The organism is Micromonospora citrea (assembly GCF_049629545.1).
Lineage (GTDB): Bacteria > Actinomycetota > Actinomycetes > Mycobacteriales > Micromonosporaceae > Micromonospora > Micromonospora citrea_A.
Genome location: NZ_JBNADX010000014.1, coordinates 127,334 through 146,692, shown reverse-complemented (window position 1 = coordinate 146,692; position 19,359 = coordinate 127,334). Strand labels below are relative to the sequence as shown.

The following is a 19,359-nucleotide window of genomic DNA, read 5'->3' as shown; positions in this document are numbered from 1 at the left end:
TGGAGGCACCCGTGATCATTGCTCCGGCGCTAGTTGTTACGCGCCGGTAATGACTGGGGGGACAGGCCGCCGTGGCGGAGATCAATCACTTTGAGTACGGGTGGATCACACCCGCGTTGAGCTACGCGCTGTCCGTGCTGGGCTCGGCCCTCGGGCTGGTCTGCGCCGGCCGGATCCGCACCGCGTCCACCGGGGGGCAGCGAGCCTGGTGGGGATTGCTCGCCGCCTGGGCGATCGGCGGCACCGCCATCTGGGCGATGCACTTCATGGCGATGCTCGGCTTCGCCGTGGAGGGCACCCGCATCCGGTACGACGTGCCGCTCACCGCGGCCAGCACCGTCATCGCGGTGGCCGCGGTCGGGATCGGCCTGTTCATCGTCGGCACCGGCCGGCTCAACGCCGTCCGGCTGGTCATCGGTGGTGTCTTCACCGGGTCGGGTGTCGCCGCGATGCACTACACCGGCATGGCCGCGATGCGGCTCAACGGAGATCTCAGCTACGACTCCACCCGGGTCGCGCTCTCCGTGCTCGTCGCCGTCGTCGCCGCCACCGTGGCGCTCTGGCTGGCCATGACCGTCCGCCGGGGGTTCGCCATCGCCGCCTCCGCGCTGCTGATGGGCGTCGCCGTCAACGGCATGCACTTCACCGGCATGAGCGCTCTGTCGGTGCACCTGCACGACCGGCGCGGCGACGTCGCGGGCGCGGGTGTCAGCACTCTGCTGGTCCCGATCGTCCTGGCGGTCCTCCTGGTGATCGTCGGGCTCGTCTACGCGCTGCTCGCCGCGCCCACCGAGGACGACCGCGCCGCGGTGGCGTACCTGGCCGCGCGGCAGAGCGCGGAGCCGCCGGCGCCGGCCGCCGCGCCGCAGCCGGCCGCGGACCCGGTCGGGCTGCGCGCCCGGTCGACCCTGGGCCAGCCCGGCACCCCGTTCCCGTCCCGCCGTCAGCCGCCGCGCTGACCCCTCGCCCGGACAACCAACGGTCGATCATGAAGTTGGCGGCGGTGGACCACAGGCTGACCGCCGCCAACTTCATGATCGGCCTTCAGTGGTGGGGGCTGACGCAGGAAGCGGAACAGCTCGCCGGTCGGGTCCAGTTCGCGCGGTGACCCGGTCAGCCGGTGGACCCCGACGGAGAAGAGCACGTCGTGCGGGGCGTGGAAGGCCTGCTCCTGGAAGCCGGCCTCCCGCAACCACCGCCGGAGCGCCGGGGTGCGGTCGGGCGCGCTGCGGCTGCGCGTCCAGACCACGGTGGCGTCGGGCGCGCAGAGCTGGGGAAGGGCGTGCACGGTTCGACGTACGTCGGAGTCGGAGATGTTGCCGAAGACCCCGACCATGAGCACCAGGTCGGCGGGGACGGCGCCGACGTAGGAGGCGAGCCTGCCGGCGTCCGCCCGCAGCACCGTCACGTCGGGCAGGCCGGCGGCGGCCGCGCGGGCGGCGGCGACGTTGCCGGGGTCGTACTCCAGCAGGGTGGCCCGCACGCGGACCGCGTCGTCCCGTCCGGCCAGCACCCCGATCAGGTCGTGGCCCTGCCCGGCGCAGGCGCTCACCACCGTCAGGGCCTCGCCCGGACGCTCGTCGAGCCACCGCCCGATCTCCTGGCGGACCAGCCGCAGCCGGCGGGAGAGTGCCGATTCCTCGTCGGTGTAGTCGCGGTGCCACGCCTGCCAGTCGGTCGTCATCGCGCCGGGCCTGACCCGCTCGCGCGGATCGCCGCCCGCGAGGCCGCGCCATCCTGTTCGTTCGACCCCGCACCACGGCGCGGCCCGCCGGGCTCAGCCACGGTCGGCGAGGGCGTCGACCAGCCGCCGGCAGGAGCCGGCCAGGTTCCACCGCTGCGCCAGCGCGAGCAGCCGGTCCGGGTCCACCGGGGCCGTCGGTAGCGCGGTGGCCAGCTCCGGCAGGGGCACGTCGGTGGCGACCCGCACCACCTTCGGCGCGACGGCCAGGTAGTCCCGGGCGGCGTCGAGCCGGGTGCGCAGCCCCGGGGCGAAGCCGGAGCCCGGCTCGTCGAGCGCGGCGAGGATGCCGTCGAGGCCGCCGTAGCGCTCGATGAGCCGGGCGGCCGTCTTCTCGCCCACCCCGGGCACGCCGGGCAGCCCGTCGCTCGGGTCGCCGCGCAGGGCGGCGAAGTCGGCGTACCGGTCGGCGGGGACGCCGTAGCGGGCACGCACCGCCGCGTCGTCGCAGTCCTCCAGCTTCGCCACCCCCCGGCCGATGTAGAGCAGCCGCACCGGGCGGGCGTCGTCGACGAGTTGGAACAGGTCCCGGTCGCCGGAGACCACCTCGACCGGGGCGGGCTGGGTCACCGAGAGGGTGCCGAGCACGTCGTCTGCCTCGTAGCCGGTGGCGCCGATCGCGCGGATGCCGATCGCGTCGAGCACCTCCAGGATGACCGGCACCTGGGGCGACAGGGTGTCCGGCACCTCCTCGCCGCCCTCCGGCGCGACCCGGTGCGCCTTGTACGACGGCAGCAGTTCCACCCGCCACGCCGGCCGCCAGTCGTGGTCCAGCGCGCAGACCATCCGGTCGGGCCGGCGGGTGCGGACCAGTTGGGCGAGCATGTCGAGGAAGCCGCGTACGGCGTTGACCGGCTGCCCGTCCTCGGCCCGCGCCGCCGACTCGGGAATGCCGAAGTAGGCCCGGAAGTACAGACTCGGAGCGTCGATCAGCAGGATCGGAGGTCGGTGTGCCACGCCGGACAGCCTGGCACAGCCCGGTGACGACGTGGGGGACCCGGTGCCGCGGTCAGCGGCGCTCGTGGTCGGTGTAGAGCGCCTCGCGGCGGGCGACGCGCTGCACCGCGTAGCTGGTCACCAGCAGCGCGATCGCCAGCACCACCTCCAGCCAGGCCAGCGCGCCGTCGGCGACGGTCAGTCCGAGCAGGAGCAGCGCCAGCCCCGCCACGGCGAGGATGCCCGCCCAGAGCAGCCGTCGCCGGCGTGCCGCCGCCCGGTCCTGTGCCACCGCGTCCGCCTCTCGTCGCCCTCTGCGACCAGGCTATCCGCGCCCGCCGGTCGGTGGGCCGACAACCGGGTCACCAGCGCAGCGGCAGGGTGGCGGGGAATTCGCCGAGCCGGTCGGCGGTGAGCTGGTGGAGCCGGACCTGCCGCGAGCGATCCGGCCCGCGTACCCGGCACCGCGGACCCGTGGAACGGGGTGTCGCCGGTCCGGTCGCCCGGGAAGACTGACCGGCATGGCGTTCCTGCCCGGACTGACCCTGAGCCGCCGCTTCCACGACGAGGTCGTCGCCCCGCTGTTGGCCCGCCGCCTGCCGCGTCTGCGGTACGCCGCGGGGCTGCTCGACGGCGGGTCGGAGCTGCTCGGCCTGGACACCCCGCGCTCCACCGACCACGACTGGGGGCCGCGCGTGCAGCTCTTCGTCGCCGACCCGGACGAGGTCGGGCCGGTGCGCGCCGTGCTGCACGAGCTTCCGGACGGGTTCCTCGGCTGGCCCACCCGGTTCGCCGGCGGCCCCGACGTCCGCCTCGGCGTCGTGGACCCGGACGGCGACCGGCACGGGGTGAGCGTGCACGAGCTGTCGGGTTGGCTGCGTGCCCGGCTCGGCGTCGACCCGGCCGTCGGGCTCGACGTCGACGACTGGCTGTCGGTGCCGACCCAGCGGCTGGCCGAGCTGACCGGCGGCGCGGTCTTCCACGACGGACTGGCCGGGGCGCTCACCCTCACCCGGGCCCGGCTCGCCTGGTACCCGGACGACGTCTGGCGGCACGTGCTGGCCGCCGCCTGGACCCGGGTCGGTCAGGCCGAGCACCTGCCCGGGCGGTGCGCCGAGGTCGGCGACGAGCTGGGCAGCCGGGTGGTGGTCGCCGGCGTCGCCCACGACCTGATGCGCCTCGGGCTGCTGCTGCACCGCCGCTGGCCCCCGTACGACAAGTGGCTGGGCACCCTGTTCGCCCGGCTGCCCGGCGCGGCGCCGCTGGTCGCGGCGCTGTCGGCCGCCCTCGGCCCCGGCGGCTGGCCCGACCGGCAGGCGGGACTGGCCCGGGCCCTGGAGACCGTCGCGGGCTGGACCAACGACACCGGGCTGGCCGCGCCGGTCGACCCCCGGGTGCGGCCCTTCCACGACCGGCCGTTCCTGGTGCTCGACGCCGGCCGGTTCGCCGCCGCGCTGCGCGCCGGGATCACCGACCCGGTGTTGCGGGCGCGCCCACCGGTGGGCGCGGTCGACCAGTACGTCCACAGCGTGGACGTGCTCACCCACCCGGACCGGGCCCGCCGGGTGGCGGTGGCCGTGCTGCCCACGACGGCGCTCAGCCCACCGGCGTCGCCCGCCGGACCGACTCGTCCGCGTCCCGGTCGGTGAGGTCACGCAGCCGCCGGACGGGGGAGCGGACCAGGACCAGTGGCGCGAGCACCGTGGCCCCGGCGAACAACGCGAGGGTGGTCCGCGCGCCGACCAGCCCGGCCAGCGTGCCGGCGACCAGCCCGCCGACCGGGATGGCGCCCCAGGAGACGAAGCGGACCGTGGCCATGACCCGGGAGAGCAGTTCCGGCGGGCTCGCGGTCTGCCGGTACGTCCGGGTGGTGACACTGAGCACCACCACGCCACCGGCGAAGACCACGTTCCCGGCGGCGAACGCCAGGTACGCCGGCCAGCCCACGCCGAGCGGGACGGCTGCGGCGCCGAGCACCGCGACGCCGCAGCCGACCAGGACCGACCGGGCGCTGCCCCACCGGCCGGTGATCCACGGGGTCAGCGCGGCGCCGACCAGCGATCCGACGCCCTCGACGGCGAGCAGGACGCCGACCAGGGCCGCCGGGGCGTGCAGCTCGCGCACCAGGTAGAGCGGGTAGACCGCCAACTGCGCGCCGCAGACGAAGTTCACCGCGGTGGCGGCCCACATGGTGGGGCCCATGATCCGGTGTCGGGTGACGTACCGCCAGCCCTCGACGATCATCTGCCGTACCGGGGGCCACCGGTCGGGGGCGTCGGAGCGGCGGGCGGGCAGCGAGCGCAGCAGCGCCGCGGAGACGAGGTAGCCGGCCGCGTCGACCAGCATCGTGGGCACCGCGCCGAGCACCTGCACGGCGAGGCCGCCCAGCGACGGGCCGCTCAGTTGGGTGACGGCGTGCGTGGCGGAGGTGAGGCTGTTGCGCGAGTGCAGTTGGTCGCGGCCCACGATGGCCGGCAGGAAGGTGGAGTTCGCGACGTCGAACAGCACGTTGGCGAAGCTGACCACCAGGGCCACCACGACGAGCTGCGCCACGGTCAGCCGGCCCGCCCACCAGGCCAGCGGGATGGAGGCGACCGCCGCCGCCCGGGCCAGGTCGGCGCCGACCTGGGCCCCGCGCAGCGGCAGCCGTTGCACGATCACCCCGGCGGGCAGCCCGATCACCAGCCATGCCACGTAACTCGCGGCGGCGACGAGCCCCATCTCGAAGGCCGTCGCGTCCAGCACGGTCAGCGCCGTCAGCGGCAGCGCCACCGCGCCGACCGCCGACCCGACCTGGCTGGTCGTGCCGGCGGCCCACCAGCGCCAGAACACCCCGGCCCCCTGCCTGACGGTCATGCCGTCGACCCCCGTCCCCGAACCGGTGAGTTCCATTCTGGAACGGACTATAGTCCATGAGGTGAAGCGCGCCGACCTGTCCGACGCCGACTGCGGCATCGCCCAGGCCCTCGGCGTGCTCGAGGACTGGTGGACGTTCCTGATCGTCCGCGACGTCGCCGGCGGCACCACCCGCTTCGACGCACTCCAGCGCGCGCTCGGGGTGAGTCGCCGGGCCCTGACCGAGCGGCTCGGCGCCCTCGTCGCGCACGGGGTGCTGCGCCGTGAGGCGTACTCCCGGCACCCGCCGCGCTACGACTACCTGCTCACCGGCAAGGGCGAGGCGCTGCTGCCCGTGCTGGTCGCCCTGCAGGACTGGGGCACCCGGCACGTGATGGGCGACGGCGCGCTCACCGCGACCGCTGCCGCCGACTCGCCCGAGGCCCGCCGCGTGCACCAGCTCGTCGGCCATCGGCTGCCGGCGGTCACCCTCACCCGGCACGACGGCGGCGAGCAGGCGCCGGCCGTGCCCGGCCGGTGGACCGTGCTCTACCTCTTCCCCGGCGCGTTCGCCCCCGACGCTCAGGCGCTGCCGCCCGGCTGGGGGGAGATCCCCGGCGCCGTCGGCTGCACCCTCGAAGCACGTACGTACACCGAGCGCCACGACCGGTTCCGGGCCGCCGGCGCGGAGGTACGCGGCGTCAGCACCCAGCGCCCGGACCAGCTCGCCGCGTTCGCCGCCCACGCCCGGCTGCCGTACCCGCTGCTGTCCGACCAGGACGGGCGGCTCGCCGCCGGGCTGCTGCTGCCCACCTTCCGGGCCGGCGGCGTGGAACGCCTCAAGCGGCTCACCCTGCTCGTCGACCCGGACGCGGTGGTCCGCGCGGTGCAGTTCCCGGTCACCGATCCGGCCGGCGCGGTCGACGAGATGCTCGACCTCGTCCGGTCCCGGGTCACCTGAACCGGGTCAGCGAGGCGGTGTCGGGTCGACCGGGTGGTCAGCGGCTCAGGAAGGCGACCAGGGGCTCGACCAGTCGGGCCGGTGCCCGGTTGATGCCGTCGTGGCCGCAGCGGGGCACCGCAAGCACCTGCATCCGGGGCAGGACGGGTGCCAGGGCCGCCGCGAGCCGCGGGTAGTGCGGCGGCCCGGCCTGCCCGTACGCGAACAGCACCTCGGCGGTGACGCCGGCGTACTGCTCGGGCGGCCCGTCGTGGGCCGCGACCTGGGCGGTCTCGTCGAGAGTCATGTCGAGCAGCGCGCCCATCTCCCGCCCGACGCGGCTGCGCAGGAACAGCCGGGTGATCGCGGTCTGCGCGCCGAGTGGCAGTCGTGCCGCCGGTGACTGGGGATTGCCGGCGGCGCCCACGATCGCCAGGGCGCGGGCGGTGTCGCCGGCCCGCAGCGCGGCCCGGGCCGCCGGGATGAAGGCGCCGGTCATGCCGCCGTCGACGGAGACGGCCGGGTCGTAGAGCGCGAGCCGGTCGATCGGCAGGCGCAGCGCGGCCCGCAGGGCGATGAATCCGCCGGAGCTGTGGCCCACGACGGCACAGGCCCCGGTGTGTGCGAGCACGGCGCCGAGATCCTCGATCTCCTGCTCCACGGTGTACGGCTCGCGGCGTGCCGGCGCGTCGGCCCTACCCCGCCGGTTGTACAGGTGCACCGTGTGCCGCTCCGCCAGCGCGGCGGCCAGCCTCCGGTAGACCTCGATCGTGACACCGCCACCGTGCACCAGGACGACGCCCGGGCCGGTGCCGCTGGAGTGCAGCACGATCGTCGCGCCGTCCGGCGCCGTCACTCGTTCCACGGCTGGTCCGCCCTCCCGTGTCCAGAAAACTGCGAACGACGTTTGCAGATTACATTGATCCGGTGAGCGACGCAGCCCCCCGACCCGGCCACACCCAGCGGGAGTCGGTCTTCCGGCGGCCGGTACGGGGAGCCCGGGGGCCGGCGCCGGCGCACAGCCGGGACGACATCGTGGCGGCGGCGATCGCCATCGCCGACTCCGACGGGCTGGCCGCGGTGTCGATGCGGGCGGTCGCCAAACGACTCGACACCGGCGCGGCCTCCCTCTACCGGTACCTGTCCTCCCGCGACGACCTGCTCGATCTGATGGCCGACCGGGTGGCGACCGAACTGCGCCCCTATCCGGAGCCGGACGGCGACTGGCTGGACGGCATGGTGCGGATGGCCCATGCCCAGCGGGCGGTGCACGAGCGCCACCCCTGGCTGGCCGAGCTGAGCCGACGCCCGTCGGCCATCGGCCCGGAGGCGCTGGCGTTCTTCGACGCCTGCCTGCGCGTCATGGAGCCGGTCCCGGCGTCGGTGATGGCGAAGTTCGAGGCGGTGGCGACGATGAACGGCATCTCCATCCTGTTCGCCCGTCAGCGGACGGGCGGAGAGGCGTTCACCTTCGCCGGCCTCGACGTCACCCGGTACCCGCACCTGGCGGCGGCGCTCGCCCAGGCGCCGGCCGCGCCCCCGGCGATCGACCTCTTCGAGCGCGCCCAGCGCAGCCTGCTGCGCGGCCTGCTCACGCCCACCTGGCAAGCCTGACCGGGGTCGTGACGGACGTGACGGGATCGCCGCCGACCCGGGAAGTGGCGGGCGCGATGAGCCGCTGGCCGCGACGGCAGGGGGTCGACGGTCAGAACAGGGTCGCCGGCTCGACCGGCAGCGGCTCCGGCAGCGCCGCCAGCTCCGGTAGCCGGGCCCGCACCTCGTCGTGGAACCGGCGGGCCAGCACCGGCGCGTCGGCGTTGTCGGGGGTGTGCACGAACATGGTCGGCGAGCGGCCCTCGCGCAGCCACCCGGCGACGACGTCGACCCAGTGCTGCCAGCCCTCGACCGTCCGCGCGGCGTCGTCCCGACCGAGGTAGCGCACGACCGGGCGGTCGGTCAGCGCGACCGACCGCCGTGGCAGCCGCGGCTTCTTCATCCAGGCGTCGCGCTCGGCGTCGCTGGTCGGCCGGTTGCCGAAGAACGCCGTGGTGTCGAACGGGATCCACTCCGCGTCCGCGTCGACGAGCACCCCTTCGAGCAGCCGCGTCGCGCGGGGGTCGTCGAAGAACGCGGGGTGGCGGACCTCGACGGCGTACCGGTGGGTGGTGGGCAGCCGGCGCAGGAACCGGGCGAGGACGGGGACGTCGGCGGGGGCGAACGATCCCGGCAGCTGGATCCAGAGGGCGTCGGCGCGGGGGCCGAGTGGCTCGATCGCGTCGAGGAAGACGCCCAGCGCCTCGTCGACGTCGGTGAGCCGGCGCTCGTGCGTGACGACCCTGGGCAGCTTGAGCACGAACCGGAAGCCGGGACCGGTCTGCTCCGCCCACGACGCCACGGTCTGCCGCGCCGGGGTGGCGTAGAACGTCGTGTTCCCCTCGACGGCGGTGCACCAGGCGGCGTAGTGGCGCAGCCGCTCGTGCGCCGGCAGCGGGTGGGCCAGCAGCCGGCCCTGCCAGGCCTTGTGGGTCCACATCGCGCATCCCACGTGCAGACGCATGAGTCCGGCCTCCCACCGCTCGCCCGCGCCCGGCCTCACCCGGGCTGCCGCAGACGGTATCCGGCCGCGACCGTCGCGGGGGAGGCGCCGGTCCGCGATGCGGGTCGTCGCGGCATGCGGCAGAGTGGCACCCGCGGTCGCACTCCTGCGACCGCACGGTGAAAGGCGGTGGCCGTGGAGGGTCCGCGCGGGGTGGTCTTCCCCCGTACCGGGGAGGGACGCAGCACGAGCGCGCTCGGCCGGGCGGTCGTCGCCGACGCGCTGCGCGCCGTGGACCCGGTCGGCGCGCGCTCGGCCGAGCACGAGACGAACTGGCGGCACGGCTACCTCGGCCACTTCCGCCGGCTCGTCGAGGCGGGGCTGCCCTCCCGCGAGGCCGCGCTCACCATCGCCCGCGACGGCCTCGCCGCACTGCACGCCCGGATGAGGGTCCTCGGCGACGACGGCCGGGAGACCGGCCTGGACGAGGTGTTCCACACCGAGGGGCACGAGCAGTTGGAGACCGTGGCCGTCACCGGCGAGGGCCCGGTCGAGCGGGAGCTGTCGCTGCCGTACCGGGGCCGGCGGCTGCGCGGCGACGAGCTGCTCCGTCAACTCGACGCCTGGGTCGACGCCGGGGTGGTGGAGCCGACCTGCGCCGAGGCGGTCCGCGCCGTGCACACCCACCCGGACTGGCTCGACCTGAGCGACCAGCGGGTCGTGGTGCTCGGCGCGGGCGCGGAGATGGGCCCGCTGCCGTCCCTGCTGCGCTGGGGCGCCGACGTGGTCGCGGTCGACCTGCCCCGGCCGGAGATCTGGCGGCGGGTGCTGCAGACCACCCGCCGGCACGGCGGCCGGCTCCTGCTGCCGGTGCGGCCCGGCGCCGCCAACGACGGCGACGCCGCCCTGGCCGCCGCCGCGGGCGCGGACCTGCTGCACCGCCTCCCGCAGGTCGCCGACTGGCTGCGCGGGACCGAGGGCCGGCTGGTGCTCGGCAACTACGTGTACGCCGACGGGGCGACCAACGTGCGGGTCGCCACGGCCGTCGACGCGCTCACCGGTCACCTGCAACGGCACCGCGAGGACGTGGCCCTGGCGTTCCTCGCCACCCCCACCGACGTCTTCGCCGTGCCCGCCGACGCGGTGCGGCACGCCGACCGGGCGTACGCGGCGCGCGGGCCCGCGCGGCGGGCGTTGCGGGTGCTCTCCGGCGGCCGGCTGCTGCACCGCAACTACCCGCCGGACGCCGACCCGGGGATCAACGACAGCCTGGTGCCGCAGCAGGGCCCGAACTACGCCCTCGCCAAGCGGTTGCAGCGCTGGCGGGCCACGGTGGCCCGCGACGGCGGGTCGACCGTGTCGTTCACGGTGGCCCCGCCGACCCGGACCCGGTCGGTGGTGCGCAACCGGGCCCTCGCCGCCGCGTACGCCGGCGCCCACCGGTTCGGCATCGAGATCTTCGAGCCGGCGACCAGCAACACCCTGATGGCCGCGGTGCTGGTGCACGACCTGCGTACCGGCGGGGGGCCGGCGCTGGCGCACCCGTGGCAGGACGAGGCGTACGCCGCCGCGCACGGCGGCCTGTGGCGGGTGCCGTACGCCCCGCGCAGCGCCCTGGGCCTGGCGGTGCTGCTGGGCCTCGGCGGCGCCCGCGCCTGACCCGCCCGGGTCCGCCTCCGGCGGGGCGATCCGGGGTGGGTCCGCTCCCGAACGACCGTTAAGCTGGCGGGGTGGGAACCGACGCGCCGACCGTCATCGACCTGACGGCCCGGCACGGCACCCGCACCGAGGACCCCGCCGGCCGCACCACGGCTCGCGGGCAGCGGCTCACCACCACCCCGACGGAGCTCATCGCGCCATGACTGTCGACCGGATCCTCCCCACCGACGAGGCCCACGACCTGCTCGACCTCGCCACCGAACTCGCCGACCGTGAGCTGGCCCCAAAGGCGGCCGGCTTCGAGGAGCGCGCCGAGTTCCCCCGCGAGGTGCTGCGCACCCTCGGTCGGGCCGGCCTGCTCGGCCTGCCGTACGCCGAGGAGCACGGCGGCGCGGCCCAGCCGTACGAGGTCTACCTCCAGGTGCTGGAGATCCTGGCCAGCCGCTGGCTCGCGGTGGCCGAGGCGGTCAGCGTGCACACCCTCTCCTGCTACCCGGTGGCGCAGTTCGGCACCGACGCCCAGCGCAAGCTGCTGCCCGACATGATCGGCGGCGAGCTGCTCGGCGCGTACTGCCTCTCCGAGCCCCAGGGCGGCTCGGACGCCGCGTCGCTGACCACGAAGGCCGTCCGCGACGGCGACGCCTACGTGGTCACCGGCACCAAGGCGTGGATCACCCACGCCCGGGTCGCCGACTTCTACAACATCTTCTGCCGCACCGGCGGGCCCGGCCCGAAGGGCATCTCCTGCCTGCTCGCCGACCGCGCCACCCCCGGCATCCTGCCACAGGCCGCGGAGCGCACCATGGGCCTGCACGCCTCCCCGGTGGCGCAGATCGCCTTCGACGGTGCCCGGGTGCCGGCCGACCGGCTGATCGGCGGCGAGGGGGTGGGCTTCACCATCGCCATGTCGGCGCTGGACTCCGGCCGCCTCGGCATCGCCGCCTGCGCGGTCGGGCTGGCCCAGGCGGCGCTGGACTACGCCGTCGGCTACGCCAAGGAGCGGCAGCAGTTCGGCCGCCCGATCATCGACTTCCAGGGCCTCGGCTTCAACCTCGCCGACCACGCCACCGCGATCTCCGCGGCCCGGGCGTTGATGCTCTCCGCGGCCCGGTTGCGCGACGCCGGCCGGCCGTACTCGATCGAGGCGGCGAAGGCGAAGCTCTTCGCCACCGACATGGCGATGCGGGTGACCACCGACGCGGTGCAGGTGCTCGGCGGCGCCGGATACGTCGCCGACCACCCGGTCGAGCGGTACATGCGGGAGGCGAAGGTGCTCCAGATCGTCGAGGGCACCAACCAGATCCAGCGGCTGGTCATCTCCCGCGCGCTGGCCAAGGGCTAACCTGGCCCGATGGCCTTCCCACGGATCACCGTCGACCCCGAGGTGATGGGCGGCGCGCCCTGCGTGCGGCAGTCCCGGGTCCCGGTCGCCACCATCCTGGCGATGATGGCCGACGGCATGTCCGTCACCGACATCCTCACCGATCTGCCCTTCCTCGACGAGGAGGACATGACGGAGGTGCTGCACTTCGCGGCGGACGCGGTGCGCGACCGGACGGCACGCGGAGCGTGACCGACGGCGGGGGAGTCCACCATGGGAGCGTGGCACCGGGTAGGTTGCACGCCGTGGAGGAGATCGACCGGGCCATCGTCGCCGCGCTGACCGCTGACGGCCGGCTGTCGTACACCGATCTGGCCGAGAAGGTGGGGCTGTCGGTGTCCGCGGTGCACCAGCGGGTCCGCCGGCTGGAGCAGCGCGGGGTGATCCACGGGTACGCCGCGAAGGTCTCCTTCGAGGCGCTGGACCTGCCGCTGACCGCGTTCGTGGCGATCCGCCCGTTCGACCCCTCCCAGCCGGACGACGCCCCCGAGCGGCTGGCCCACCTGCCGGAGATCGACTCCTGCTACTCGGTGGCGGGGGAGGACTTCTACCTGCTGCTGGTGCGGGTGGCCGGCCCGGTGGACCTGGAGCGGGTGCTGCAGGAGATCCGTACGGCGGCGAACGTCACCACCCGCACCACGGTGGTGCTATCCACCCCGTACGAGGCGCGCCCGCCGAAGATCACGCTGGGGGAGTCGGCCCGGCGTCCCCGCGACGGCGGCTGAGGCCGCTCAGCGCCCGTTCCAGCGCAGGATCACCCGCCGCCCGTGCTCGTGGCCGAGCACGCTCACGGTGGCGGTGTCGAGGCGAAGCTTCCCGCCGGCCGACGCCGGCAGGCCGATCCAGCGGGCCCCGACGACCCGCAGGCAGTGCGCGTGCCCGACCAGCGCGACGCTGCCCCGCTCCAGCAGGGGCGTGATCCGGGTGAGCAGCCGGTCGACCCGCTCGCCGACCTGCTCGGGGGACTCTCCACCGGGGCAGCCGTCGGTCCAGATGTTCCAGTGCGGGTGGTCGTCGTGGATGTCGGCGGTGGTGCGGCCCTCGTACTGGCCGTAGTTCCACTCGACCAGGTCGTCGTCGGTCCGGTCCACAGTGAGGCCGGCGAGTTGCGCGGTGCGCAGCGCCCGCTTGCGAGGGCTGGCCAGCACCCGGGCGAAGCGTCGGCCGACGAGCACCGCGCCGAGCGCGCGGGCCTGCCGCTCGCCGTCGGGGGTCAGCTCCAGGTCGGTGTACGAGGTGTGCCGGTGGCTGGCGCTCCAGGTGGTCTCACCGTGCCGGACCAGAAGGATCTCGCTCATGCCCCCAGTCAACCAGTCCCGGGCGACTCGAGGGTCGAGGAACATTGCGGAACGGAAACCGGCCGTGAGCCTCAGCCGTTGCTCGGTCGGTCGATGGTTGGCCAACGTGGAGCGCCGGAGCGGAGCCGGTCACGGTCGCCGTCCTCTGGCCGGGAGCGGCGCATGGCTCACTGGAGGGCACAGCACACTTGATCCATTGGATATAGGGTGCGCGGCATGGCGCTGCGTCTGGCTCAGGCGAACTTCAAGGCTCGGGACGACTCGGCCCTCGGACGGTTCTGGGCGGAGGCGCTCGGCTGGGGTGTCTCCAGCGAGGAACCCGGTGTGACCAACGTCGAACCCGTGGGCTTTACCTGGCCGGACCCCGTCGCCGTCTGCGTCGATGTCGTCATCGTCCCGGACCCGGAAACGGTGAGGTACCGTGCGCACCTCGATCTCGCCACCACCTCGGCGGCCCATCAGGCGGAGTTGGTCGCGCGCCTGCAGGAACTCGGTGCGACGCCTGCGGAGGTGGGCCAGGGCGATGTCCCGTGGACGGTTCTGGCCGACCCGGAGGGCAACGTGTTCTGCGTGTTGGAGCCTCGGGAGATCTACCGGGACACCGGGCCGATCGCCGCGGTGGTGGTCGACTGCGCCGATCCCCGGGCGATGGCCCGGTTCTGGGGCGAGGCGACGGACTGGACCCTGCACGAGGTGACCGATGATCACGCGGTGCTGCGTTCGGCCAAGGGGGTCGGGCCGTATCTGGAGTTCCGTCGTACGCCCGCGAAGACCGTGTGGACCCGCGTGCATCTCGACCTGAAGCCGTATCCCGGTGACGACCAGGCGGCGGAGGTGGCCCGGCTGGAGGCTCTCGGTGCCACCGGCATCGACGTCGGCCAGGGCGATGTGTCGTGGAGGTGCCTCGCCGACCCGGAGGGCAACGAGTTCTGCGTGCTCAGCCCCGGCTGACGCGGAGCCTCGCCGACCCTTCACCGGCGACGGCCGCCGGCCGGGCCTCGCCACGATGCCTCCGCGCGGACTCCGGCGGGATGCCAGCCACCTATTGTCCTAGGATGCATTAGAGGGTGTGACGCTGGCGGGCAGTCAGTCCGGGGTGACGGTCCCAGCGAGGTCGAAGCACGAGGTCCAGGGCCGCATGCGGGACAGGGGAGTGGGCCGCGCCCTGTCGACGGTCGACGGCAGGGGCCTGCATCGCCCGCTACCAGGGCCGGACGTCTCCTGGTGCCCTTGGCCCCGCGACACGCAGCCACCCACCACGACCACCCAGGTCGCGCGCCGGGGCGAACCCGTCCCGCTGCCGCACCCGCCGCTCGTCGTACCGCCCGAGCCGCTCCAGAGCTGTTGCAGACGCACCGGCCGGTCGGTCATTCTCCCCCTAGTATCCTAGGATGCCCTATCCGATGTGCGAGGCCGCACATCAGAGCCACGCATCACCGGGAGACGTCGGTTTCGGCGCCGTCGGGTCGGGGACGCAACAGCAGCGGGGCGGACGGCCCCGTGGACCGCCGGAGCAACGGCAGGAGGCGACATGAGCTTCACCGACAAGGCGAAGAGCAAGGCCCAGGAGCTGACCGGCGTGGCGAAGGAGCGGATCGGCAACGCGACCGACAACGAGCGGTTGCGGGCCGAGGGCGCCCAGGAGCGCAGCGGCGCGCGTGCCCGGCAGGCCGGCGAGCACGTCAAGGAGGCCGGCAAGGACGTACGGGACGCGATGCGCTGACCGTCGAACGTGCCGAGCGGCCTCCGGGGATGCCCCGGAGGCCGCTCGTCGTACCTCGGAGGCCCGCCGGGAGACGGTGGCGGGCCTCCGAGCCGGTCAGTCGTTGCGGTGGGCCTCCCACCAGGCCTGCCCGGACTCGGGCAGGGTGTCGATCGGGTCGTAGTAGGCGTAGCGCTTGTTCAGCGCCTCCAGGTCGGCCGACTCGATCGAGGTGCGGTAGTTCTTGGTCCAGTACGAGATGCCGCGCTCGCGGTCGTACTCGGTGAGCATGTGCACCCAGCGCTTGCCGACGAACGGGACGTCGCAGACGATCCGCGGGGTGGCGTAGCCGGGCAGGTAGCCCATGATGTCGTGCTGGAGCTGCTGGGCGTGCCCGACCGGGACCCGCCAGTGCTCGGCGTTGGGGATCATGTCGCACATGTAGAAGTAGTACGGCAGGATGCCCGCCTCGCCCTGCAGCGCGAAGCAGAGGTCGAGCAGGTCGGGGGCGGTGGCGTTGACGCCGCGCATGAGCACGCCCTGGTTGCGCACGTCGCGTACGCCGACGTCGAGGGCGGTCTGGGCGGCCCGGGCGACCAGTGGGGTGATCGACTGGGCGTGGTTGACGTGGGTGTGGATGGCGAGGTTGACGCCGCGGCGGGCGGCGGTGCGGGCGACTCGCTCCAGTCCCTCGACGACGTCGGGCTGGAGCCAGTGCTGCGGCAGGCCCATCAGGGCCTTGGTGGCGAGCCGGATGTCGCGGACCGTCTCCAGTTCCAGCAGCCGCATCAGGTACGACTCGAGGTTCTTCCAGGGCACGTTGGCCACATCGCCGCCGGAGACCACGACGTCGCGAACGCCGGGGTGGGCCTTGAGGTAGGCGATGTGGGCGTCGTAGCGGTCGACGGGCTTGAGGGTGAGCTTGAGCTTGTCGACGGCGGGGGTGGAGTTGCCGACCAGGTCCATGCGGGTGCAGTGCCCGCAGTACTGGGGGCAGGTGGAGAGCAGTTCGGCGAGGACCTTGGTGGGGTAGCGGTGGGTGAGGCCTTCGGCGACCCACATGTCGTGCTCGTGCAGGCTGTCGCGGCTGGCGTACGGGTGTGACGGCCAGTCGGTGCGCCGGTCGGAGGCGACGGGGATCATGTAGCGCCGTACCGGGTCGGCGAGGAACGCCTCGGTGCTCATCGGGGCGAACGGGACCATGGTGTTGAGCATCTGCGGCGGCACCAGCATGGACATGGTGGCCAGGGCCTTCTGGTCGGCCTCGAGGTCGGCGTAGAAGGTCTCGTCGACGAGGTCACCGAGCACGGTGCGCAGCTGCTTGAGGTTCTTGACGCAGTTGACGCGTTGCCACTGGGCGTTCTCCCACTGCTCGCGGGTGACGTGGCGCCAGCCGGGGAAGCGGGTCCAGTCGGGTTCGACCAGGGGGCTGCGGCGGTATTCGTACGGCTGCCCGGCGGTCGGCGCCGCGACCGGGGCGTGACGGGGTTGAGGGATGGTCTCAACCGGTTGGGTCTGGGTCACGGCCCCTCCTCGGTGCGTGGTGCAGATGATCAGCGGCCCGTAGGCTACTGGAAAATATCCGGTGAAGAAATTAGTCTGCCGGAAGTTTTCCCGCGACGCGAGTCCTGGCCAGGGCTTCGAGCGGCTGGACAGGGGGAGGTCGGCGTGACGTCACCGGTGGGTCTGCACCGCGTTGTGGAACCGGCGGGGGTGCTGCCGCAGGCGGCGTGGCGGTTGGACGCCGACCCGCGGATCGCGCCGAACGAGGTGCGGATCCGGGTGGAGCGGTTGAATCTGGACGCGGCGAGCTTCCGGCAGTTGTCGGAGAAGCACGGCGGCGACGGGGAGAAGGTGCGCGCCGAGGTCCTCGACATCGTCTCCACCCGGGGCAAGATGCAGAACCCGGTGACCGGTTCGGGCGGCATGCTGATCGGCACCGTGGAGGAGGTCGGCCGCCGCTCGCCGCTGCAGCTCAAGGCCGGCGACCGGGTGGCGACGCTGGTGTCGCTGACGCTGACCCCGCTGCGGATCCTCGACGGGCTGGCCCGCTGGGACGGGCGCAGCGAGCAGGTGCCGTGCGACGGGTACGCGATCCTGTTCGCCCGGTCCATCGCCGCGGTGCTGCCGGCGGACCTGCACCCGGAGTTGTCGCTGGCGGTGCTGGACGTGTGCGGGGCGCCGGCGTTGACCGCGCGGGTGGTCGCCGAGCACGTGGCGCGGCGGCAGCGGGCGGGGGACGCGACGCCGGTGACGGTGGCCGTGATCGGCGGGGCCGGCAAGAGCGGGTCGCTGTCGTTGGCGGCGGCGCGGCGGGCGGGCGCGGGTCGTAGCGTCGGGGTGGTGCCGGTGGAGGCGGAGCGGGACGCGCTGCGCGCGGCCGGGCTGGCGGACGTGGTGGCGTTGGCGGACGCGCGGGATCCGGTGGCGTTGTCGACGGCGGTGACGTCGGCGTTGGGGGTGCCGGCGGACGTGACGGTGGTCTGCGTGGACGTGCCGGGTTGTGAGCACGGGGCGGTGCTGGCCACGGCGGACGGCGGCACGGTGATCTTCTTCTCGATGGCGACGAGTTTCGCGGCGGCGGCCTTGGGGGCGGAGGGCCTGGCGGCGGACGTGACGATGCTGGTGGGCAACGGGTACGTGCCGGGGCACGCCGAGGTGGCGTTGGGTCTGCTGCGGTCGGAGCCGGGGGTCCGTGCGCTCTTCGAGGCCCGGTTGGCGGCAGACTGAGTGCCATGACGAACCCCTCGACGTTGTATCGCGGCGCAGTGCTGCACTGTCCCGCGGAGCCGAGCGCGACGGCGCTGCTGGTGCGGGACGGCCGGATCGCCTGGTTGGGTGCCGACGCGGACGCGCCGGCGGCGGACCGGGTGGTGGAGTTGGACGGGGCGCTGGTGACGCCGGCGTTCGTGGACGCGCACGTGCACGCCACCGATACCGGTCTGGCCCTGTCGGGGCTGGATCTGTCGTCGGTGCGGTCGGCGGGTGAGTTGTTGGACGCGGTGTCGGTGTTCGCGGCGGGCCTGCCGTCGGACGCGGTGGTGCTGGGGCACGGCTGGGACGAGTCGGGCTGGGTGGACGGGCGGCTGCCGGACGCCGACGAGGTGGGTCGGGCGGCCGGTGGGCGTCGGGTGTACCTGTCGCAGGCGTCGATCCATTCGGCGTTGGTGTCGCGGGCGTTGCTGGCGGCGTGTCCGGAGGCGGCTGGCGTGGCGGGGTTCGACGCGTCGGGGTGGTTGCGGCGGGACGCGCACCATGTGGTGCGGGCGGCGGCGCAGGGGTCGGTGACGCGGGCGCAGCGGGTGGCGGCGCAGCGGGTGGCGTTGGCGCATGCGGCGTCGTTGGGGATCGCGGCGGTGCACGAGTGTGGTGGGCCGGAGATCTCCGACGAGGAGGACTTCACGGGTCTGTTGGGGATTTCCGGGGCGGGTCTGCCGGAGGTGTACGGGTACTGGGGTGAGCTGTCGGGGGCGGCGAGGGCCCGGGAGTTGGGTGCGGTGGGGGCCGGGGGTGACCTGTTCGCCGACGGGGCGTTGGGGTCGCGGACGGCGCACGTGTCGTCGGCGTACCTGGATTCGGAGTCGGGGTCGTGTGGGCACGGTTATGTGAGCGCGGAGCAGGTGCGTGCTCATCTGGTGGACTGCGCGGCGCACGGGATGCAGGGCGGGTTCCACGCGATCGGTGATGCGGCGATCGCGACGGTGCTGGAGGGTTTCGCGGCGGCGGCGGCGGAGTTGGGCACGGATCGGGTGCGGGCGGCGCGGCACCGGGTGGAGCATGCGGAGATCATGAGCAAGCGGTTGATCGCCGGGTTCGTGGAGTTCGGGGTCGTGGCGTCGATGCAGCCGGCGTTCGACCGGTTGTGGGGTGGCGCGGGTCGGATGTACGAGTCGCGGTTGGGGTTGGACCGGTCGTTGGAGTCGAACCCGATGGGGGCGATGCACGCGGTCGGGGTGGCGTTGGCGTTCGGGTCGGATTCGCCGGTGACGCCGTTGGATCCGTGGGGTTCGGTGCGGGCGGCGGCGGCGCATCACAATCCGGTGCAGCGGATGAGTGTGCGGGCGGCGTTCGCCGCGCACAGCCGTGGTGGTTGGCGGGCGGTGCACCTGGACAACGAGGGTGTGTTGGCGTTGGGGGCGCCGGCGACGTTCGCGGTGTGGTCGACGCCGGCGGGGGTGGAGCGGGGTCTGCCGGTGTTGCAGGCCGAGGATCCGGAGGTGCGGGGTCCGCAGGATCCGACGCCGTTGCCGGTGTGCCGGCGCACGGTGCTGCGCGGTGAGGTCATCTATGAGGAAGGGTCTGCGTGAGCGAGCGAGGCATCGAGGCGGCAC

The 19,359-nt window shown here is 74.0% G+C and carries 21 protein-coding genes; 13 read left to right on the top strand and 8 right to left on the bottom strand.

Annotated features, from left to right (window positions below; genetic code table 11):
- Nucleotides 1-71: 71 nt before the first annotated feature.
- Nucleotides 72-959, top strand: coding sequence for an MHYT domain-containing protein (locus ACPFP2_RS17155; protein ID WP_424090170.1), 888 nt, complete (start codon nt 72-74; stop codon nt 957-959).
- On the opposite strand, the gene ACPFP2_RS17150 is transcribed toward ACPFP2_RS17155, so the two are convergent.
- The 3 genes from ACPFP2_RS17150 to ACPFP2_RS17140 all read right to left on the bottom strand — a co-directional run bounded on the left by ACPFP2_RS17150 (nt 944) and on the right by ACPFP2_RS17140 (nt 2,969).
- Nucleotides 944-1,684 carry an SAM-dependent methyltransferase gene (locus tag ACPFP2_RS17150; RefSeq protein WP_424090169.1) on the bottom strand — a complete coding sequence of 247 codons (741 nt, stop codon included), beginning with the start codon at nt 1,682-1,684 and terminating at the stop codon, nt 944-946. The two genes, ACPFP2_RS17155 and ACPFP2_RS17150, sit on opposite strands and share 16 nt — an antisense overlap.
- Nucleotides 1,685-1,777: 93 nt before the next feature.
- Entirely contained in the window at nt 1,778-2,698 is a 921-nt protein-coding gene (locus ACPFP2_RS17145) for a 5'-3' exonuclease (RefSeq protein WP_424090168.1), read from the bottom strand.
- A 52-nt stretch (nt 2,699-2,750) separates the two neighbouring features.
- The gene (locus tag ACPFP2_RS17140; RefSeq protein ID WP_424090167.1) at nt 2,751-2,969 is read right to left on the bottom strand and encodes a hypothetical protein; all 219 of its coding nucleotides are present in this window, start codon (nt 2,967-2,969) and stop codon (nt 2,751-2,753) included.
- A 229-nt stretch (nt 2,970-3,198) separates the two neighbouring features.
- Here ACPFP2_RS17140 and ACPFP2_RS17135 point away from each other — a divergent pair, with 229 nt between their 5' ends.
- Nucleotides 3,199-4,326 (top strand): DUF4037 domain-containing protein, encoded by a 1,128-nt coding sequence (locus ACPFP2_RS17135; protein WP_424090166.1) that lies wholly within the window; start codon nt 3,199-3,201, stop codon nt 4,324-4,326.
- On the opposite strand, the gene ACPFP2_RS17130 is transcribed toward ACPFP2_RS17135, so the two are convergent.
- The gene (locus ACPFP2_RS17130; RefSeq protein WP_424090165.1) at nt 4,274-5,533 is read right to left on the bottom strand and encodes an MFS transporter; all 1,260 of its coding nucleotides are present in this window, start codon (nt 5,531-5,533) and stop codon (nt 4,274-4,276) included. The two genes, ACPFP2_RS17135 and ACPFP2_RS17130, sit on opposite strands and share 53 nt — an antisense overlap.
- 61 nt (nt 5,534-5,594) lie before the next feature.
- On the opposite strand from ACPFP2_RS17130, the gene ACPFP2_RS17125 reads away from it, so the two are divergent.
- Nucleotides 5,595-6,473 (top strand): winged helix-turn-helix transcriptional regulator, encoded by an 879-nt coding sequence (locus ACPFP2_RS17125; protein WP_424090164.1) that lies wholly within the window; start codon nt 5,595-5,597, stop codon nt 6,471-6,473.
- A gap of 37 nt (nt 6,474-6,510) precedes the next feature.
- Here ACPFP2_RS17125 and ACPFP2_RS17120 read toward each other — a convergent pair whose 3' ends face one another.
- Nucleotides 6,511-7,317, bottom strand: a complete 807-nt coding sequence (locus tag ACPFP2_RS17120; RefSeq protein ID WP_424090163.1) for an alpha/beta fold hydrolase — start codon at nt 7,315-7,317, stop codon at nt 6,511-6,513.
- A 62-nt stretch (nt 7,318-7,379) separates the two neighbouring features.
- On the opposite strand from ACPFP2_RS17120, the gene ACPFP2_RS17115 reads away from it, so the two are divergent.
- The gene (locus ACPFP2_RS17115; RefSeq protein WP_424090162.1) at nt 7,380-8,066 is read left to right on the top strand and encodes a TetR/AcrR family transcriptional regulator; all 687 of its coding nucleotides are present in this window, start codon (nt 7,380-7,382) and stop codon (nt 8,064-8,066) included.
- Between the two features lie 91 nt (nt 8,067-8,157).
- On the opposite strand, the gene ACPFP2_RS17110 is transcribed toward ACPFP2_RS17115, so the two are convergent.
- Entirely contained in the window at nt 8,158-8,985 is an 828-nt protein-coding gene (locus ACPFP2_RS17110; protein ID WP_424090161.1) for a DUF72 domain-containing protein, read from the bottom strand.
- Between the two features lie 198 nt (nt 8,986-9,183).
- Here ACPFP2_RS17110 and ACPFP2_RS17105 point away from each other — a divergent pair, with 198 nt between their 5' ends.
- The 5 genes from ACPFP2_RS17105 (at nt 9,184) to ACPFP2_RS17085 (ending at nt 12,753) form a co-directional block, all read left to right on the top strand.
- Nucleotides 9,184-10,647 carry a hypothetical protein gene (locus ACPFP2_RS17105; RefSeq protein WP_424090160.1) on the top strand — a complete coding sequence of 488 codons (1,464 nt, stop codon included), beginning with the start codon at nt 9,184-9,186 and terminating at the stop codon, nt 10,645-10,647.
- A 71-nt stretch (nt 10,648-10,718) separates the two neighbouring features.
- Nucleotides 10,719-10,850 (top strand): hypothetical protein, encoded by a 132-nt coding sequence (locus tag ACPFP2_RS17100; protein WP_424090159.1) that lies wholly within the window; start codon nt 10,719-10,721, stop codon nt 10,848-10,850.
- Nucleotides 10,847-11,989 carry an acyl-CoA dehydrogenase family protein gene (locus ACPFP2_RS17095; RefSeq protein WP_424090158.1) on the top strand — a complete coding sequence of 381 codons (1,143 nt, stop codon included), beginning with the start codon at nt 10,847-10,849 and terminating at the stop codon, nt 11,987-11,989. The genes ACPFP2_RS17100 and ACPFP2_RS17095 overlap by 4 nt, the downstream gene beginning before the upstream one ends.
- 9 nt (nt 11,990-11,998) lie before the next feature.
- Nucleotides 11,999-12,220, top strand: coding sequence for a DUF433 domain-containing protein (locus ACPFP2_RS17090; protein ID WP_091296648.1), 222 nt, complete (start codon nt 11,999-12,001; stop codon nt 12,218-12,220).
- Between the two features lie 53 nt (nt 12,221-12,273).
- Nucleotides 12,274-12,753, top strand: a complete 480-nt coding sequence (locus ACPFP2_RS17085; RefSeq protein ID WP_424090188.1) for an Lrp/AsnC family transcriptional regulator — start codon at nt 12,274-12,276, stop codon at nt 12,751-12,753.
- Nucleotides 12,754-12,759: 6 nt separating this feature from the next.
- Here ACPFP2_RS17085 and ACPFP2_RS17080 read toward each other — a convergent pair whose 3' ends face one another.
- On the bottom strand, nt 12,760-13,326 hold the full coding sequence (locus ACPFP2_RS17080; protein WP_424090157.1) for a histidine phosphatase family protein: 567 nt from the start codon (nt 13,324-13,326) through the stop codon (nt 12,760-12,762).
- A gap of 216 nt (nt 13,327-13,542) precedes the next feature.
- Between ACPFP2_RS17080 and ACPFP2_RS17075 the strand changes: the two genes are divergently transcribed.
- Both ACPFP2_RS17075 and ACPFP2_RS17070 read left to right on the top strand, forming a co-directional pair.
- Nucleotides 13,543-14,277, top strand: coding sequence for a VOC family protein (locus tag ACPFP2_RS17075; protein ID WP_424090187.1), 735 nt, complete (start codon nt 13,543-13,545; stop codon nt 14,275-14,277).
- Nucleotides 14,278-14,857: 580 nt separating this feature from the next.
- A complete protein-coding gene (locus tag ACPFP2_RS17070) occupies nt 14,858-15,049 on the top strand; it encodes a CsbD family protein (protein WP_424090156.1) in 192 nt (63 codons plus the stop codon).
- 96 nt (nt 15,050-15,145) lie between these two features.
- Here ACPFP2_RS17070 and ACPFP2_RS17065 read toward each other — a convergent pair whose 3' ends face one another.
- Entirely contained in the window at nt 15,146-16,552 is a 1,407-nt protein-coding gene (locus tag ACPFP2_RS17065) for a KamA family radical SAM protein (RefSeq protein WP_424090155.1), read from the bottom strand.
- Nucleotides 16,553-16,708: 156 nt separating this feature from the next.
- Here ACPFP2_RS17065 and ACPFP2_RS17060 point away from each other — a divergent pair, with 156 nt between their 5' ends.
- Together ACPFP2_RS17060 and ACPFP2_RS17055 are read left to right on the top strand one after the other, a co-directional pair.
- Nucleotides 16,709-17,758, top strand: a complete 1,050-nt coding sequence (locus ACPFP2_RS17060) for a zinc-binding alcohol dehydrogenase (protein ID WP_424090186.1) — start codon at nt 16,709-16,711, stop codon at nt 17,756-17,758.
- A 5-nt stretch (nt 17,759-17,763) separates the two neighbouring features.
- Nucleotides 17,764-19,335, top strand: coding sequence for an amidohydrolase (locus ACPFP2_RS17055; RefSeq protein ID WP_424090154.1), 1,572 nt, complete (start codon nt 17,764-17,766; stop codon nt 19,333-19,335).
- Nucleotides 19,336-19,359 lie beyond the last annotated feature (24 nt).